General features: G+C 33.1%; 17 protein-coding genes and 1 pseudogene. 2 read left to right on the forward strand and 16 right to left on the reverse strand.

Going from position 1 to position 16,882, the window contains the following annotated elements:
* Window positions 1-172 precede the first annotated feature (172 nt).
* The 3 genes from THEWI_RS10875 to THEWI_RS10885 form a co-directional block, all read right to left on the reverse strand.
* Window positions 173-1,363, reverse strand: coding sequence for a CdaR family protein (locus THEWI_RS10875; RefSeq protein ID WP_014063457.1), 1,191 nt, complete (start codon window positions 1,361-1,363; stop codon window positions 173-175).
* A complete protein-coding gene (gene cdaA / locus THEWI_RS10880) occupies window positions 1,353-2,186 on the reverse strand; it encodes a diadenylate cyclase CdaA (protein WP_003870054.1) in 834 nt (277 codons plus the stop codon). Before cdaA ends, THEWI_RS10875 begins: the two co-directional genes overlap by 11 nt.
* A gap of 104 nt (window positions 2,187-2,290) precedes the next feature.
* Complete coding sequence (locus THEWI_RS10885; protein WP_014063458.1) at window positions 2,291-3,946, reverse strand: transposase; 1,656 nt, start codon at window positions 3,944-3,946, stop codon at window positions 2,291-2,293.
* Window positions 3,947-4,115: 169 nt separating this feature from the next.
* On the opposite strand from THEWI_RS10885, the gene THEWI_RS10890 reads away from it, so the two are divergent.
* Window positions 4,116-4,775, forward strand: a complete 660-nt coding sequence (locus THEWI_RS10890; RefSeq protein WP_014063459.1) for a BON domain-containing protein — start codon at window positions 4,116-4,118, stop codon at window positions 4,773-4,775.
* A 9-nt stretch (window positions 4,776-4,784) separates the two neighbouring features.
* On the opposite strand, the gene THEWI_RS10895 is transcribed toward THEWI_RS10890, so the two are convergent.
* From THEWI_RS10895 to cwlD, 8 genes and pseudogenes are all read right to left on the reverse strand, one after another.
* Window positions 4,785-5,198 (reverse strand): universal stress protein, encoded by a 414-nt coding sequence (locus THEWI_RS10895; RefSeq protein ID WP_003868505.1) that lies wholly within the window; start codon window positions 5,196-5,198, stop codon window positions 4,785-4,787.
* Between the two features lie 170 nt (window positions 5,199-5,368).
* Window positions 5,369-6,558, reverse strand: a pseudogene (locus THEWI_RS10900) (ISLre2 family transposase).
* A gap of 124 nt (window positions 6,559-6,682) precedes the next feature.
* Window positions 6,683-6,922, reverse strand: a complete 240-nt coding sequence (locus THEWI_RS15070) for a DUF4129 domain-containing protein (RefSeq protein WP_041589249.1) — start codon at window positions 6,920-6,922, stop codon at window positions 6,683-6,685.
* Window positions 6,923-6,936: 14 nt separating this feature from the next.
* On the reverse strand, window positions 6,937-8,862 hold the full coding sequence (locus tag THEWI_RS10910) for a transglutaminase-like domain-containing protein (RefSeq protein WP_244262227.1): 1,926 nt from the start codon (window positions 8,860-8,862) through the stop codon (window positions 6,937-6,939).
* Entirely contained in the window at window positions 8,831-9,985 is a 1,155-nt protein-coding gene (locus tag THEWI_RS10915) for a DUF58 domain-containing protein (RefSeq protein WP_014063462.1), read from the reverse strand. The genes THEWI_RS10910 and THEWI_RS10915 overlap by 32 nt, the downstream gene beginning before the upstream one ends.
* Window positions 9,978-10,922, reverse strand: coding sequence for an AAA family ATPase (locus tag THEWI_RS10920; RefSeq protein WP_014063463.1), 945 nt, complete (start codon window positions 10,920-10,922; stop codon window positions 9,978-9,980). Before THEWI_RS10920 ends, THEWI_RS10915 begins: the two co-directional genes overlap by 8 nt.
* A 19-nt stretch (window positions 10,923-10,941) precedes the next feature.
* Entirely contained in the window at window positions 10,942-11,574 is a 633-nt protein-coding gene (gene ppaX, locus THEWI_RS10925; protein WP_014063464.1) for a pyrophosphatase PpaX, read from the reverse strand.
* An 83-nt stretch (window positions 11,575-11,657) separates the two neighbouring features.
* Window positions 11,658-12,338 (reverse strand): N-acetylmuramoyl-L-alanine amidase CwlD, encoded by a 681-nt coding sequence (gene cwlD, locus THEWI_RS10930; protein ID WP_014063465.1) that lies wholly within the window; start codon window positions 12,336-12,338, stop codon window positions 11,658-11,660.
* 105 nt (window positions 12,339-12,443) lie between these two features.
* Here cwlD and THEWI_RS10935 point away from each other — a divergent pair, with 105 nt between their 5' ends.
* Window positions 12,444-13,427, forward strand: coding sequence for a LysM peptidoglycan-binding domain-containing protein (locus THEWI_RS10935; protein WP_014063466.1), 984 nt, complete (start codon window positions 12,444-12,446; stop codon window positions 13,425-13,427).
* A gap of 29 nt (window positions 13,428-13,456) precedes the next feature.
* Here the strand turns inward: THEWI_RS10935 and trxB are convergent, their stop codons facing one another.
* The 5 genes from trxB to THEWI_RS10960 form a co-directional block, all read right to left on the reverse strand.
* Window positions 13,457-14,404 carry a thioredoxin-disulfide reductase gene (gene trxB / locus THEWI_RS10940; protein WP_279625645.1) on the reverse strand — a complete coding sequence of 316 codons (948 nt, stop codon included), beginning with the start codon at window positions 14,402-14,404 and terminating at the stop codon, window positions 13,457-13,459.
* A 56-nt stretch (window positions 14,405-14,460) separates the two neighbouring features.
* Window positions 14,461-14,736, reverse strand: coding sequence for a spore coat protein (locus tag THEWI_RS10945; RefSeq protein ID WP_014063467.1), 276 nt, complete (start codon window positions 14,734-14,736; stop codon window positions 14,461-14,463).
* Window positions 14,737-14,751: 15 nt separating this feature from the next.
* Complete coding sequence (locus THEWI_RS10950; RefSeq protein ID WP_014063468.1) at window positions 14,752-14,934, reverse strand: hypothetical protein; 183 nt, start codon at window positions 14,932-14,934, stop codon at window positions 14,752-14,754.
* 78 nt (window positions 14,935-15,012) lie between these two features.
* Window positions 15,013-15,327 (reverse strand): MazG-like family protein, encoded by a 315-nt coding sequence (locus THEWI_RS10955; protein WP_003868493.1) that lies wholly within the window; start codon window positions 15,325-15,327, stop codon window positions 15,013-15,015.
* A gap of 17 nt (window positions 15,328-15,344) precedes the next feature.
* Window positions 15,345-16,865: an FAD-dependent thymidylate synthase gene (locus THEWI_RS10960; RefSeq protein ID WP_004405873.1), complete on the reverse strand. Its 1,521-nt coding sequence runs from the start codon at window positions 16,863-16,865 to the stop codon at window positions 15,345-15,347.
* Window positions 16,866-16,882 lie beyond the last annotated feature (17 nt).

Genomic DNA, 16,882 nt, shown 5'->3' on the forward strand with positions numbered 1-16,882 from the left:
TGAAGTTCTATTACAATTTTTGAGTGTTATTAAAAATTTTTTAACCTTACAATATTTTAATTCTACATATTTGTCAAAAATCCTTCTCTTAAATTAAAATTTTTTTATAAAGACTTTATATTTTGTGGAATTGATAGATTTTTAGCAAAATTAATAGGCGGGAATTGCCCGCCTATTGAATATTAACAGTTACTTTGTCAGGTTTAATCCTAATTATTTGCAAGTTCAAGTTAGTATTTATATTTACAGTTAAAGAATGATCACCCATTGGCAGATTGGTTACGTCTATATATGCGTTAAAATCGGATGCTGTAGCTCCATTAACTACACTTTCTGGGCCAGATATAGTAATGACTAAATCTGGATTTTGAATTATAACATTTTTGTTGTCTGCTCCTTTTATATCTATATTGGTTATAGTAATCTCTTTAGTCGCTATTTTTTGTATATCCACATATACTTTTGCATTAATATCACTTTTAACAAGTTTCACACCATCTGGCAAATCAAAAGGTACATTTTCAGTGACAGGTTCATTTTTCCCAGAAATATCGATTTGCTTAGTACTTATAGATTTTATCGTATTTAGGACAGTCTCATCACCAGTAATATACACATACTCTGGCAGTACATTTACAGATGCTATCATATATCCTTCCATTGGTTTTCCGAATATTTTAGGAACTACAGGCACACGTATAGATTTATTTACAGGAATATATACTTCAACAAGATTAGGAGTAATAGTAACGCCTTTTACTTCTTTTCCTTCTCTGTCAACAGCAACCACTGGAACAGAGATTTTTACATCCTCTTTTTTATAAGAAACATTGACCCCAGCTATCACATTTTTTATAAGATTAATTTTACTTTCTGGTCCAATCACCAATACCTCTCCCGGCGTGGGGACAGCAGGTTGCATAGCATAACCTTCCATCACATTGCCAATTACTTTTACAGTAACTGGCATTTGCGTTTTCGCAATATTATCTATTTCTACCTTTATTTCTGACGGATTTATTGAAACTAAGGAGACATTTCTAGGTAATCCTTCCACTGTAACAGGAATGACATTTGTCCCATTAGAATTTACTCTGCTTAAATCTGCAAAAGCTGATATATTCTGGGCTGCTATATTCAGAACATCACTTCGTCTTCCTTTTACTTTTACATTTACCGTATAATTTTTTTCATCTAAAACAATAAGTCCTTTTTTCTCTAAAGTATCGCTATTAATCAATTTAACAGGCACATTGCTTATTTCATAAGGAATTTCTGGATTTTCTTCTCCCATTACATAAAGCCACAGTAAAAAAGCCAATACCAGTGACAGCAATTTTATTGTAAAATCTTTAGTCAGCATGTTTGTTCCCCCATTTTTTCCATACGGGCTTTTTGGTATCTTTTACTTCAAATATGCTCGACAACACCTCTTTTAAAGTTTTTGCATCTAAATGTCTTGAAATCCTGCCATTTTGTGCAAGAGAAATAGTGCCTGTCTCTTCAGAAACGATTATCGCTACCGCATCAGATATTTCAGTAACACCTATTCCCGCTCTATGGCGTGTTCCTAATTCACTACTTAGATTTTGGTTGTCTGTTAAAGGTAAAAAACAACCTGCCGCCATAATCCTATCTCCACGAATTATGACAGCTCCATCGTGTAAGGGCGTATTAGGTATAAAGGTATTTATTAAAAGCTCACTGGAAATTTTAGAATCCATGGCTATGCCAGTTTCAATGAGCTCATTAAGGCCTGTCTCCCTTTCTAAAACAATTAAAGCCCCTATTTTTGAGCGGGACAAAAATTGTACCGCATCGCATATCTCTCCTAAAACCTCTGACATATCTTTTTCCTCTTCATTAAAAAAGAAGAAATTTTTGCCTAAGAACCCGCTCCTACCTAAAGACTCTAATCCACGCCTTAACTCCGGCTGAAAAACAATTAAAAGCGCAATAACTCCTACCGTCATAGCATTTCGCAATATATAATTGACTGTCCTAAGTTGTAGCCATTCGCTCACTTTGGTAATTACAATTAACACAGCAAGCCCTTTAAGCAACTGCTCTGCTCGTGTTTTGTGTATTACCAAAATTAAGCGATACAGGACATAAGCTATTATTAAAATATCTATTACATCGTTAATGCGCATTGTTTTTATGATATCTATAAGTCCATTAAACAAAAAATTCACCTCTCAAGGCTCTGTGGTAAATCGTGTGTACATATTAATTATACAACAAATTTGAATAAAAAATAATTGATTTGAGTGTCATAAGAAGCATTTTTTTAAGCAGCTAATAACAACTTTTCTTGATTTTTACCTGATTCTGTAAAAATAAATCTGACTTTGATATTATCATACAGAATTGCAGCCATCTCTGCTGCCATTTTTAGTACTTTTTTCGCATTTATAGCTCCTATTTTGAATGAAAACCAGATTTTTGAGCGCACTAATCCCCTTACAGGCATCACATCTACATGATATTTACGCCTTAGTATTGATGGGATACCCTCCACTCCATTTCTTATCTTTTGAAGTATACTATATTCTTCCGTTGACATCTTTTTTAAGTAGCTTGCTCTCTGCATTGTTTTTGCTGTTATTAATACATACGCTGATTTCTTTTGTAATTTTGCTCCACATTTTTCTCTCAGGGGACAATGTTCACATGTTTTTTTATTGAAGGATGCTCTATATACTCCGGTTTTTTCATAGTATCTTGTTTTGTATGGCTTCTCTCCTCTTGGACATTTGACTATTTCATGAGTCGTTTCATTTAATTCAAATTCGCTTTGTATTTCATCCGGTAATTTACCTATAAGAGCTGTTGTTATCAGTTCGATATTGTTTTCGGCTGCAAGTTCTATGTTTTCAATACTGCTGTAAGCTCCATCTGCTATTATTGTTATTTCTTTTTCTTGCTTTCCAAGTTTTTCTATTGTTTCTTTGCAAAAGCTGCTATCACTGTGTGTGTTTACATCATAGTCATAGCTGGTTATTATGGAGCCTTTTTCGTCTATTGTTTCTACTACGTTAGCTACATAGCCTTTATGGTCTTTTCCTGCTTTTTTGCGATATGTTGCATCTGGATCGCTTGGGTTTTGGAGACTATCAGGGCTTATTTTTTCTTTTTCTACTGGTACTATCTTGCCTTCTTCTGTTATTTCTGTTTGTTCTTTTAGTACACGTTGTAATAGCTGATATTCCGGTAATTCAGCGTATGCTTCTCCTAATTCTTTTATTAGCGTATAGGCATCATCAATTATTTCTTGAAGTCTTTTTGTTATTTCCTCGCTTTTTCTATGGTAAATTGTTTTGTTTCTGTCGTCTTCGTCCAGGTAGTGTTCCATGTTTTTGAGATGCTCATATTCTCCTGTTTTGTATACTGCCTTGACCATATTTGCTACGCATGTGTATAGTATTTCTAATCTGGACATTTTTTTGCAACTGGATGATACCATAATGCTGTCCATCCTTTTTACTGATGGATTTATATCAAAGTATTTTACAAATACGTTTGCCATGGCTTCCATCTCTTCATGAAGAAGGTCTCTTCCTGTTTCCAGATTGTAAAGATATAGCCTTTCACGAAAACGGCTAAAAGTCCTGTCACTGAAAGGTTGACTTTTGAAGCTTGTAGTGTGAAGTGCATACTGAAAACGTACATCACATAGGATGCTTGCTAATAGTTCGTCATCTGTGAGATTAAACATTTCTTTTAGTATTAGGGCTCCAATTATTGCGTTTACAGGACTGTTGGGACGAGAAGCGGGATTGTCACTGTACAACACAGAAAACCGTCTCTCATTGATTGCTGGAAATATGATTTCAGCAAAGTCTTTTGCCCATGAATTTAAAACGAACTTTTTTGTTCTATCATCTAAGTTTAAGAATCTATCATCCATTGTTATTTGTTGATATTCGTTTGGTTTGAATGCCATGGCTATGTATCGCTCCTTCTATTTTGATTTTGTTTATATTTCTATTTTACCACATTTTTAGTTTATCATGGATGAAAAAATACTTTTGACACCTTAATCATAATTTAAACTGAATTAAATTTTAATTAAAGTGGAAAAATTATTTTAGCAAAAAATAAGGAGGATGAAAATGAATAAAGATAAAATTATAGAAAAAAATATAAAGGAAAAATTAGAAAAGGAAAGGGTGTCTTACGGAGTAGATGTAAATGTCCGGTGTATCAATGGTCATGTAACTTTGTATGGAATAGTAGATAACTTATCCGAAAAAAATCACGCTCAAAAAATAGCAGAAAGCGTAGAAGGTGTAAAAAAAGTAGAAAATAATATAACAATTGCAATAGATAGCAAAATAACAGACAGAGATATAAAGCAGGGTGTTTTGAGAAATCTTCAGAACTCCAAATTTCATGAAGAAATAGGAGAATTAGGTGTTGATGCAACCGACGGTACCGTAACTTTATATGGAAAGATTAATAACGCACAGCAAGAAATAGAAAGCATAAGTCAAGCAGCCCAAGCCATGGGTGTCAAAAGTGTAATAAGCAAATTAGAACTTAACAAAGAGCATAAAATAGATAATGTATCTCTTGTAAATTTAGTAGTACAAAAGCTGTCTCGTTATGATTTGAGTTTGCCTGATTTAGTTATTACAGCAAACAACGGGACAGTAACATTAAGTGGATATGTGAATAATTTAAAAGAAAAAGAATTAGCCAATGAAGCAGCTGAAAGCGTAAATGGGGTAAAAAAAGTGATAAATCATATAAAAATTAGAGAGAAGTCATAGAAGGATATGTCATTCTATGACTTCTACTCTTATGTCATTCTTTTCTACTTCTTTTTTCAATGGATTTATCACATCTCCATGAAGTATAACATCCAGAGCAGACCTTAAAGACTTGCCTACTATTATCTCGGTTATATTGTTTTCTTTCGCAAATTCTGCCAGCGTTTTTGAGATTTTTTTACCCACCAAAATAGAAACTCTGCCACCCATTTTTTGTGCTAAATCAAAGAGCTCCAGCAATACTTTGTTTTGCTTTAAATCATTTGAGATGTCGTTGTTTTTGTTAACGTATACAACGCAAAACTCACCATTAGTTTCTTTCGCTCTTTCAGCACCTCTTTCCACAAGCCTGCGGCAACTTTTCTGTGGGGTTACGCACACCATAATTCTGCTTTTCACGCCAGGCTCGTAACTTAAAACCATTTTAATAAACCCCTTTCAGGTGCATACTTTCCCTTCCAATATTATTATATGTGAATTCTCTACTTTATGTCAAATTTATTAATAAGCCTGATAGTGTCAAGATACTGTAGGATTTTTTTAAGACAACCCCTGAAACTTAGTTAATTTCCGCCTTCAACTTATCATGCATTTTATATAACTTGCGCATATTTTATTGCTCTTAAAACCTTATATATTGGTGTTACTTTCCCTATATTCAAAACCGTAATATTATTTATTTTTTCATTTGTAGACGTTTTAACTCTCCTTACCGCCTCTTTTATTTGCTTCTTCGTTAATTTGTAGCTCCCTTCATTTATATTCTCTTTCTTACCCCATTCTATTTCTCTCAAATCTCCTCCATTCTTGCTGAATACTCTTAATTTCGCCATTAACTTTAATCCTTCTCTACTCCATCCTAATGGATTCCTACTTAATCTAGAAGAAAATACATGACTTATATGCCCTTCTGCACTGCACCCTATTACATCTTTGTCTTTACTGTATATCTCTACTCCTTCCCAATTATTTAGTATGTACCTCTTCGCCTCTTTTACCTTCTCTTTTTCTCTCTCTTCCTTTGTTACCTTTATTAGTTCATTAAATACCTTCTTTAGTTCTTCTTTATCTCCTTCATTTATTGCTCTCCATATCTTATCCCTGTATTTTGGCTCTTTCGATGTAGCTTTTAATACGTATTTGTTTAAATGATATCTGTCTAACACAAACCTTGATTTTACTATCCACTCTAATCCCTCTTTTATCCACGGCGCTCCATCTCCTGCTATGTATATCTTCTCTATCTTCTCTTCCTTGTAATTTTCTTCTATGTAATTTGCTACATCTATCCATATGTCTTCAGCTTTCTCTCCTACGTATGCCTTGTAATACACATTTTTCAGTACGTTTCTTCCGTTTCTCTCTTCCCTCCCTTCATGTATGTACACCAATCGAGGTGTTTCATCTCCACCCTCTTGTAAAGGTACATGGTCTTCATCTGCCTCTATGTATAATACCCTTACTTCTTTCTTCTCTTTTATTTCTCTCTTTACTTCTACTTCCCCTATTTCCCTTATTGCGTTTAATACCGTCTGTTTACTTAGCTCCTTTCTACTATCCATTTTTCTTTCCTTCTCTTGTCTTCTTTTATTATCCTATCTAACTCTTCAATAATTGCTTCTATTACTTCACTACCTAGTTTGTCCGTGATTTCCTTTATTCTTGCTACAAGTCTTGTAATATCCATTCCTTCGTTTAATAAATCACCAAAAATTTCTACTACTTCTCTAGTGAAATTTAGAGCATTTTGTAGTATAATATCTTCAAAAATATATTTTTTCACAAGAGACACCCCTTTCTGTGATGTTTTGTTTCCTATTTCTATTTTATCACAGGGGTTGTCTCTTGTTTTTTCACTTTAAAAATCCTACGATAATTTTACACTATCAATAAGCCTTATATTCTTTTTAGATGTAACTGGTTTCTTTTTTTAACCCTTTTATAAATTCTTTTAGATAACCTACCTCTTCTTGAGAAGGTGTTTTACCTCCATAAACTGTTTCATTGTATATTCGCGTAACTTCACTGAAACCTATATACCCATTTCCCAACACTTTTTTTTGATATTCTAAAGGAGTTTCCGTATCTAATTTTTTTAAGCCCTTTTTAGCTAAATGCTTTCCAATTTTTTCATAATAATATATCACCCAAAATTTATTGCCTAAATTATTAATTTTTTCTTTTTATCCCACCAGTATAAAGAAGTTGTTACCACTAAAATTACTATCAATGTTAAGCCAAAACGTAAAATATTAAATTTATTATAATTGAAAAAAGCAATTTCCTGAGAAGTTGTCTCCGTATTATCACTTTGTTGCAGTTTATCGACTGTGCTATGGGAATCTCTACTCCCGTTATCTGGTTGTAATTCCATATCATTTTCTAAATTTAAGTGATTATTATTTGAGAGGGACATTGGAAATTCTAATGAGGGATAATTAGGTGTTGGTTCAAAAGTAATCCAACCGTAGTCATCAAAATATACCTCTACCCACGCGTGAGCATTGGCAGCGGTAATCCTGTATTTGCCATCACTACTAGGTACTAGCGGCATTCTAAATCCCACTACATATCGTGCAGGAATTCCAATTGTCCTGAGCATAATCACCATTGCTGTCGCATAATAAGAACAATATCCTTTTTTTAGATCGAATAAAAAATAGTCAACAAAATCTCTATCCGAAGGAGTAGGAGGAACATCTAAAGAATAGGGGTATTGTCTTAAATATTCTTCCACTGCTTTTACCTTATCATAAAGAGTTTTTTTGTCTTTTGTGATAGAATAAGCTAAATCTTTCACTCTTTCTGGTAGAAGAATAGCTGGATAAGACAAATATCTTATTCTTTCTTCGCCTTTTAAAGTCTCGTTACCTTTTTGCCTCAGTGAATTTAAATCAATTTGTGGCTTTAAATAAGTGACAACATAAGGCTCTCCAGTACCATGAGAGGTTTTTGCTCTTAAGTTTAAATTATCAACTTCATAATAAAAATCATAGCTTAGTTTATGAGGTTGCCAAGGGGAAAAAAGAATATCTGACTTAATTTTTAGTGGAATTACTGTGATAGTTTTTACTTCAAAATTTACATTATTACTGAAAGTTGGCGGAATTTTATCGCTGCTTTCTACATACATATACTGTTGTCTGGAATTTTCCCATCTATTAGAAAAATTATCATAAATTAAAGGACTTTTTGAGGAATAAGTATAAGTATCATAGACCATTCCCCTAAGGTAAGTACTTTCATCGGCTTCTACTTCCATTATTAAAAAATTACTCGGTTTCACATTTCCGCCTAATTCATTGGCAAAAGTAGTAAAAACCGTTTCCCCAAACCAATCATCATTAGTACCTTCGCCATTTCTCCAATCTCTAGTAAAAGGGAAAGTATCATAAAACCAATTATTCAATGTTTCCCACTTAACGGGTTTAAAGTTTTTAGGCATCAATTGAGCACTGATAGAGGTAATAGAAGATAGAAAGATTACAACAATCAAAAAAACTGCAATAGGTGCTTTGGCACTGCCTTTTTTAAAATAGTTCTTTATTCCAATATCTATAAAACAAAGCGTAATATAAACTGTCATATAGAGGTAAGCAGCATCTACATAATTATACCACTGCACAACAAAAAACAATATTCCTGAAAATAAAGTTAAAAACCAACTCCTTATGATAATATTTAATAACGTAATAATCAGTGTTACTATAACAACGGTCATTATAATCATAAAAAATCTATATTTTTCTGTTAAAAGGTCAAAGCCTGGAGGCGAAATTGTATAATTCATATAAATATCCGCCCATTTTATAAAACCATCAATATAAGATACAATACTCACTAATAAGCTGCGATATTTGATAAAAACTATGACATCTATAAGTAAAAGGCTTGTAAGCAAAAATATTATCAGTTGTGGCCTTTTGAGCAAAAAAGCAAAAAATATCACTAATACTATATCTAATAGTAAAAGATAATAGAAAGGATATGAGAATCTAAAGCCGCTAACAGCAGATGATATAACCACAAGAGATAGGGCAATTGTCATAATGTGTTCATGCAAACTCTTTTTTAGCTCTTTTGACATCTTTCTTCCCCCAGAAAACAACTTCGATATCTAATTTGCTAATTTTATCTTCAATTTCTTTTGGGTCATTAACATAATAGATTATTAATTCTCTATTACTGCTTCTTAAATCCGCTAATTCTCCTAAAATTACATTATTCAAATAAGGAGTTATTAAAATAAGAGTCACATCATAGGGAATACTTTTATATAATCTCAAAAAGTCCTCTAGACTTTTTTCGTAAACTGGAAAATTCCTTAAAGAAGCCTCAATAAAATTTTTAAAATCTTTAATCGTTCTTCCTTTTATATGAACCTTACCAGTATTGTAATCTATAACACTTACAGGAATACTATGTAAAAGGCAAAATTTCGCTATAGATAACATGCATTCAGCACAATTTTCATCTATTATTCCTTGGGTATCCATAGCAAAATGGTTTTTATCTAAATCCCACAAAATATAAACTTCACTCATCGCGGATACTTGAAATTCTTTCACGTAGAGTTCTCTTTTCTTTGCTGACACCTTCCAATGAATCCTTTTAATACTGTCACCATAATTGTACTTTCTTAATTGCGATATATTAGTATAATCTTCAAAAGCTTTATTTTCCGCCTCTATATTTCCTAATTGTTGTCTTGCCTTCAATTCCACATTTATATTATGAATCCTTGGTAGCACTACAAATTTTAATTTAAAATCATATTTTTTTACTACATTAAAAATTCCAAAAGGATCTTTTATTTCTACTTCAAAAGGTCCAAGAAAATATATTCCTCTTTTTGAAATCACAAATTTTTTTTGTACTTTTTTATTTTTAAAAGGCATAAGATACCATTCTTCTGATTTAAATTTAGCATTTAGAGGAGAATAGTCAATAATTTTAAGATTAAAAACAGGAAGAAAACTGTTGTTTATCAAAGTTATCTCATAAGCTATCTCTTCTCCAACAGTAATTTCATCTTTGTGAGATATAACATAGATATCTATAGAATTTTTTATATGCCTTATATACAGGTAATTCAAAAGGATAAAAAATGCAAATTCATAGACAAGCAAATAAAGTATTTTCCCGCCGGTAAAAATGGCAAAAGCAAAAGAAACTATGAGTAGCAATAAAAGAAAAATTTTATTACGCATATCTTTTTATCACCGGCACCTTTGTGGTGTCTACAATATTTTTAATAAACATTTTCTCGTCCAATCCTTCAAATCTTTCTTCATTTTTTAAAATGATTCTATGAGATAACACAGGTACCGCTAATTCTTTTACATCATCTGGTAAAACATAATTTCTTCCTTCGCAAAAGGCCTTTGCCTGAGCAGCTCTCATTAAATTTACAGTAGCTCTTGGACTTGCACCTAACCTTATTGCTTTGCTTTTTCTGGTATTAGCAACTAATGTGACAATATAATTTCTGACTAGATCATCTACATAGACAGACTTTACTTTCATTTGCATTTCCTTTATGTCTTCAGCATCGGCTACTGGAGAAAGAGACTCTAAAGGGTCCTCTCTCTCGAAATTTTTTAAAATCATCATTTCCTGATATTCATCGGGATAACCTATCTCTATTTTTATCATAAATCTGTCCAATTGAGCTTCTGGCAATCTAAAAGTCCCTTCATATTCAATTGGATTTTGGGTAGCCAATACCATAAAAGGCTTAGGTAAAGAATAAGTAACCCCATCAACAGTTATTTGTCTTTCTTCCATTGCCTCCAAGAGGCTAGATTGAGTCTTAGGAGAAGTTCTGTTGATTTCATCAGCTAAAACTATCTGACTCATTATAGGACCTGCTTTAAATTCAAAGTCATTCTTTAATTGATTGTAAATAGTTATGCCTATAACATCTGAAGGCAAAAGGTCCGGTGTGAATTGTATTCGTTTAAATTTAAGATTTACTGATTTAGCTAAAGCCTTAACTAAAGAAGTCTTTCCTACACCAGGAACATCCTCAATTAGGACGTGACCTTCAGCCAATAAAGCTATTACCACAAGTTCAATAACTTTTCTCTTCCCTATTATTACTCTTTCTATATTCTCTATAATTTTTTCTACAGCAATATTATCCATTTTTACCTCCACCATATATTCAAATTATTTTTAGAATTTCCAGCATATTATTTATGACATAATCCGGTTTTGCTTCCTCTAAGAGATTAAAGGGCAAGATTGTCCATTTAACAGCCGCACTTTTTACTCCAGCATTAGAAGCACATAATATGTCATAAGGACTGTCTCCCACCATTAAAGTCTCTTCTTTATTAGCATTGAGTAGTTTCAAAGCTTTCAAAATTGGATCCGGATTTGGCTTATGTCTTTCTGTGTCCTCTAATGCCACAATTACCTTAAAATACTTTTCTAAGTCAAAAAGCCTTAACCCCTTTATAGCCAATTCTCTCCTCTTAGATGTAACTATACCCATTTTTATTCTATTTTTATATATGAGTTCAAGGGCTTCTTTTACATCTTTTCTTATTTTGGTATATTTATCATGATTAAACTCATTGTATTGTCTATAAGTATCCAGCATCAATTCCCATTTATCTTGGCTAAATCTTTTTAAAGTTATTGGAAGAGGTTCTCCAAAGTAAGGAGTAACGTCTTCCGGTTTTATGATATATCCTAAATGCCGTTCAATTGTGTATTTAAAAGACTCAATAATAAGTTCATTGGTATCAATAATCGTTCCATCTAAATCGAAAAGTACTGTTTTTATCCCCATATTATCTCCCTTCATAAATTCTCTTCTTCTTTTAGTATACAAAAAAAATCACTTCATAACAAGACATGAAGTGAAAAATTTTGCTATTCTGAAACTTTTTGAAAATAATGTATTAAACCTTTATATATTGCCCAAGCAATTTTATATTGATAATTTTCGTCATTTAAAAGTTTTTCTTCTTCAGGATTTGACATAAAGCCACATTCCACAATAACTGCCGGCATTTTAGCGTTTCGCAAAAGGTAATAACTATTAGAACTTTTAGCCATCCTGTTGTTATTAGGATCTAACGTATTTCTTAACTCTTGTTGAATAAGTTCTGCTAATAGTTTACCTTTTTCAGAATTGTTTTGATAAAATACCTGTGCTCCTTTGTATATAGATTGACTAAAGCTATTTAAATGAATACTAATTAAAACATCTGCTGTTACTTCATTTGCTTTTACCACTCTATTTTTTAAATCTTTTGAAAGAGAACTATCTGACAAAGTGTCGTCTTCCCTTGTCATCACTACAATGCCACCACTTTCTTCAATAAGTTCCCTCAACTTTTGAGCAATCTCAAGGTTTAACTCATCTTCATCTTTGCCATATTTCCCAGGTTTTCCAGGGTCAGGCCCCCCATGGCCTGCATCTATAACAATAACTTTGTTCATTATTGGAACAGTTTTAAAAGCAACTGTATAATACCCTTTTTTAAAACTATATAACCCTATTATTAAACTTACAATTATTAAAAACATCATCCACCTTTTAAATACCATGTCCCCATCCCCTTATCTTTTAGTAAAAATTATTCATCTAAAAAAGTTTATATGTCACTTAATAATAAAATTCACATATTATGATTAAAGGAAGGGGGTAAAAATATGGTCACTTTAGAATTCACATACGTAGTACAACCAGGAGACACGGTATTTTCAATTGCTAAAAAATTTAACACCTCAGTTGACGCTATAATCACAAGAAACAACATTATAAACCCATCTTTAATATATCCTGGACAAAGGCTTATCATTCCAGTACAAGGAAGTTATTATACTGTCCAACCTGGAGATACTCTATATCTTATTGCTCAAAAATTTAATGTTCCCTACGAAGCTATCATTTATACAAATAATCTCACATACCCTTATACCATATATCCGGGTCAAAAGCTATTCATCCCTGGAGCAAAAATAATCGCACCACAACCACCACTACCTTCACCACCTCCCGCACAAAAGCCTTGTCCAACCTATTACACAGTACAGCCAGGAGATACTTTATGGACTATAGCACAAAAATTTGGAGTATCATTGGAGGAGCTAATTAAAGCAAACTATCTAGTAAATCCAAATATGATATACCCTGGGCAAACATTAATAATTCCTTGTCCCACATCACCACCCATTGAATATCCCACACTAAAGATTGGAGATAAAGGACCCTTTGTAGTAAACTTGCAAGCAAGACTAAAATCTTTGAGCTTTGACCCTGGTCCTATTGATGGTATTTTTGGAAGAAAAACAGAAGAAGCCGTAAAAGCGTATCAGCAAAGCAGAGGGCTTCCAGTAACAGGAATTGTCGATAACGTGACATGGAATGCACTCTTGTTTGGAACTCCTCCTGTTACTACCCCTACACCACCAGGAAAAGTTTATATAGTAAAACCTGGTGACACTTTATGGAATATAGCAAAAGCTTTCAACACAACAGTAGACGCTATATTAAAGGCAAATCCAGATATTAAAGACCCTAATTTGATTTATCCCGGTCAGAGAATTATAATTCCTACATCTTCACAGGAAGTAGCCTATAACCAAGAAGTACAAGAAATAAATGCAGAACAAGAAGAAAGCAAAGAAGAATAAAGTCAAAAAATAGTCAGGAAAAATCCTGACTATTTTTTGACGCTGTCTATATATTTTTCTGCTACATAAGCCGCTGTTGCACCATCTCCAGCAGCCGTTATAACTTGTCTTAAAGATTTATGCCTTATGTCTCCAGCTGCAAAAACTCCAGGTATATTTGTCCTCATATCATCATCAGTCATGATATATCCATATTCATCAAGGTCTACTATTCCTTTCACCAATTCTGTATTAGGAGCATATCCAATAGCTACAAAGACACCATCTACGTTTAGTGTGCTTTCTTCTCCTGTTTTGACATTTTTAAGTTTGAGTCTTTCTACTCCATACTCACCTTCTACATCAACTACTACAGTATCCCAAATAAACTCAATTTTTTCATTTGCAAAGGCTTTTTCCTGTTCAATCTTTGTAGCTCTAAGTTCATTTCTTCTATGAATTATATAGACTTTTTTTGCAAATTTAGTAAGATATAACGCGTCTTCTACTGCTGTATTTCCTCCACCTATAACTGCTACTGTAGCATCTCTGTAGAAAGCTCCGTCACAGGTAGCACAGAAGGAGATACCAGCTCCTATAAATCTATCCTCATTTGGAACACCTAACTTTTTAGGTGTAGCGCCCATCGCTAAAATAATAGCTTTTGCTTCATAAGTTTTATTAGAAGTCTTAACTTTCTTTACATCTCCTGTAATATCTAGGCTCTCAACATCTTCATTAACAATCTCAAGGCCGTGTTTTCTCACCTGTGCCTCCATCTTGGCAATAAGGTCAGCACCACTTATCTCTTCATAACCCGGGTAATTTTCTAACTGATAAGTATTTACTATTTGCCCTCCCAGATAAGTTTTTTCAATAAGTACCGTTTTAAGCCTTGATCTTGCAGCATACAATCCAGCAGTAAGTCCCGCAGGACCTCCTCCTAAAATAATTAGATCGTACATAATAAAATCACTCCTCCTTTGAAAATAAAATATAATAATGGAAGCAGTAAAAACACTACTTCCATTATTATATCACAAACTTTTTATATTTACATCATCCCAACTGGTTGTCTAAATTTATTCCTTGCCTCTTGTATATCCTGAGGTGGAGCCGGTTTGACAGGATACCATCCTCTTTGATTTATAGCATTCCAAACTGTCCTTTGATCTTCTAAGGTAGAATTTAAAAGATTGATATATTCTCTTCTTATGCTTTCATTTGCAGACTCAACTGCTGCATGACTGAACATTTCTATTGCCAATTTGTAACTGCCCAGTACATTCATCATAATATCCTTGTCACTAATTTGCGTATTTCCATACATATTTTTACACTCCTCCTAACTTAAATGTTTTAGCAAAGAATTGAAATTGTTTTGACATCTATCTGCAAGATTTTGGCATAAAGCTTTAAGCTGTGGGTCTTGACATCTTGCAGCATAATCGTTTAAAGTCTTTGTCATATTTTGCTGTAATGATAAAATATCATCCAAATAAAGTAACTCCTTGTTTGAAAGTTGCATATTTATCCTCCCTTCTTAGATTTCAATTTTAATATGCGCACAAAAATAAAAAATATGCAGAGTTTTTCTGCATATTTTTTATTTTATATACCCCTTCCTTTTTAATTTTTCGATATGTTCTTTAAGTTTTTCTTCAATATTTATATTATACTTTTCCTCTAAGACAAACATCATTGAAACTGCGACTTGAGCAACATCTAAAAGCTCCTCTGAAATTTTTTCCATTATCTCTTTTTCGCTTAAAGTGACATTTTCTCCGTTTAAACCTCTAAATTTTCCTATAGCTTGTGCCAATTCTCCTGCTTCTTCCATTAATTTAAGAGCAGTAGATTCCAGTGAGGGTGTCAAATTATTAAGCTTTGGCAAACTTATTTCTTTAAAACTGGTTTTCATGATTTCATCTCCATCTTTTAAGCTTTCTTTCGCCTTGCCATAAAGGTTGCCAACTGGGGCGCTACTTCCTTAATCAAATCAAGCATCTTAAAAGAAACATTCCTTATATCCCACTGAGCTTCATTAGTGCATCTCAAATTTGCAAAATGATCAAAAGCCCATAAATCCGCATTCATAAGAACCAAGCGTTTGTGTGCATTTGTTACCACGTAAGGACTTACTTCAGGCAATTTTTCTTTTAATTCTATAAACAATTCCTCTGAAGCCTTTATCGCTTTTATTAAAATTTCGGAAGCCTTCGCTTTTTCGATATTTGGAGGAATAACAAAACCATTTTCAATTGTCGGTTCACCGCAATCAAAGACAATAGTTCTATGCCTTAAAAGCTGATGCCAATTAGCTTCACTTATCTTCAGTTGAAATTTAAATCTAACCGATTTAAATGCCTCCATTAAATGGTCAAATTCCCCTATATCTTCAACTGCCTGCTGCAAGATTTTACTTTTCCCCTCTTCGTCCATCTCCTTCACTGTTTTTCTCACCGCTTCAAAACTTTTACCTGAATATGTAAACAAAATATGCATAATTACAATATCTACCGGAGAATATTCACTATCTTTCCCTGTATAGTCTATTAAAATGACATCCTCATCTGAATCTGAAAGCTCATCTTCCTTTACAACACTTGCTAAATTCTTTAATCTATCGTGAACTTTTAATTGATAAACAGTAGGAGTTGTATGTCGTAACATGCTTGGTGCAATTTTTTCCCCTTGTTCTACTATTCTTTCGGCTAATAACTTTGCTTCTTTAGTAGGATGCGCGAAAAGTTTTCTCACTATATCCTGTAAATCTAAGGCATTTAAAGCTACTGCAAAACTTGTCTTGGTAGCTAAAAGAAGTGCATATCTCGCATCTTCAAAGGCAATTTTACTAATCCTATTGTAAAACCTTTCTTCACTTTCCCCCTCTTTTTTCTCTTCTGCCCTAGCTAAATATTCTGTCAAAACTTCTACAAGTTTTTCATAGGCATCATAGGAGTTGTTCCAGACTTTTAAAAACTTTTCTTTCAAATCAGGCTTTCCTTCTAATTCTTTTGGTATCACTACTTTATCTCTTGTAGGCTTTTGATACCTTTGGCTCCACTCTATAAAGGCAGGCCGCCTGTTCATAAGTTCAATATCCCCTGACAAAAGCCTTGAAACATCTTCCACGCACAGGTGCATTAAATGCTGCTCAGCAATAGAAGAATGTCCAAATCTTTCAACCCACTTTTCGTGAAATTCTTTCGCCTTTTGTATTGCTTTTTCTAAAGGTATGTTATGTTTGGGTATGTAGTCAGTTATGTTTAAATCTCCATCTGTCAAAGACTCAAGTATATTAAGCCTCCAGCTGGTATCTCTTCTACTTACCTTCGAATTTATAGGTGGAATGATAAACTCCGGCAATGAATGTATAAAATAGACAGGTCCATATACGTCTGTCACAAAATTCTCTAAAAGCTTCTCCTCTTCAGGAGTCAATTTTCTCATTTTCATGTCAAAAACTCCCTTCA

The sequence above is a fragment of the Thermoanaerobacter wiegelii Rt8.B1 genome (assembly GCF_000147695.2).
GTDB lineage: Bacteria > Bacillota > Thermoanaerobacteria > Thermoanaerobacterales > Thermoanaerobacteraceae > Thermoanaerobacter > Thermoanaerobacter ethanolicus.

Bases quoted from the DNA above. Each gene is read 5' to 3' on its own strand.
- THEWI_RS10910 (WP_244262227.1), bottom strand. From the start codon at position 8,862: ATGTCAAAAGAGCTAAAAAAGAGTTTGCATGAACACATTATGACAATT.
- ppaX (WP_014063464.1), bottom strand. From the start codon at position 11,574: ATGGGGATAAAAACAGTACTTTTCGATTTAGATGGAACGATTATTGAT.
- THEWI_RS10895 (WP_003868505.1), bottom strand. From the start codon at position 5,198: ATGGTTTTAAGTTACGAGCCTGGCGTGAAAAGCAGAATTATGGTGTGC.
- THEWI_RS10955 (WP_003868493.1), bottom strand. From the start codon at position 15,327: ATGAAAACCAGTTTTAAAGAAATAAGTTTGCCAAAGCTTAATAATTTG.
- THEWI_RS10920 (WP_014063463.1), bottom strand. From the start codon at position 10,922: ATGGATAATATTGCTGTAGAAAAAATTATAGAGAATATAGAAAGAGTA.
- THEWI_RS10890 (WP_014063459.1), top strand. From the start codon at position 4,116: ATGAATAAAGATAAAATTATAGAAAAAAATATAAAGGAAAAATTAGAA.
- THEWI_RS10885 (WP_014063458.1), bottom strand. From the start codon at position 3,946: ATGGCATTCAAACCAAACGAATATCAACAAATAACAATGGATGATAGA.
- THEWI_RS10950 (WP_014063468.1), bottom strand. From the start codon at position 14,934: ATGCAACTTTCAAACAAGGAGTTACTTTATTTGGATGATATTTTATCA.
- THEWI_RS10935 (WP_014063466.1), top strand. From the start codon at position 12,444: ATGGTCACTTTAGAATTCACATACGTAGTACAACCAGGAGACACGGTA.
- THEWI_RS10875 (WP_014063457.1), bottom strand. From the start codon at position 1,363: ATGCTGACTAAAGATTTTACAATAAAATTGCTGTCACTGGTATTGGCT.
- THEWI_RS10945 (WP_014063467.1), bottom strand. From the start codon at position 14,736: ATGTATGGAAATACGCAAATTAGTGACAAGGATATTATGATGAATGTA.
- cwlD (WP_014063465.1), bottom strand. From the start codon at position 12,338: ATGGTATTTAAAAGGTGGATGATGTTTTTAATAATTGTAAGTTTAATA.
- THEWI_RS10915 (WP_014063462.1), bottom strand. From the start codon at position 9,985: ATGCGTAATAAAATTTTTCTTTTATTGCTACTCATAGTTTCTTTTGCT.
- THEWI_RS10960 (WP_004405873.1), bottom strand. From the start codon at position 16,865: ATGAAAATGAGAAAATTGACTCCTGAAGAGGAGAAGCTTTTAGAGAAT.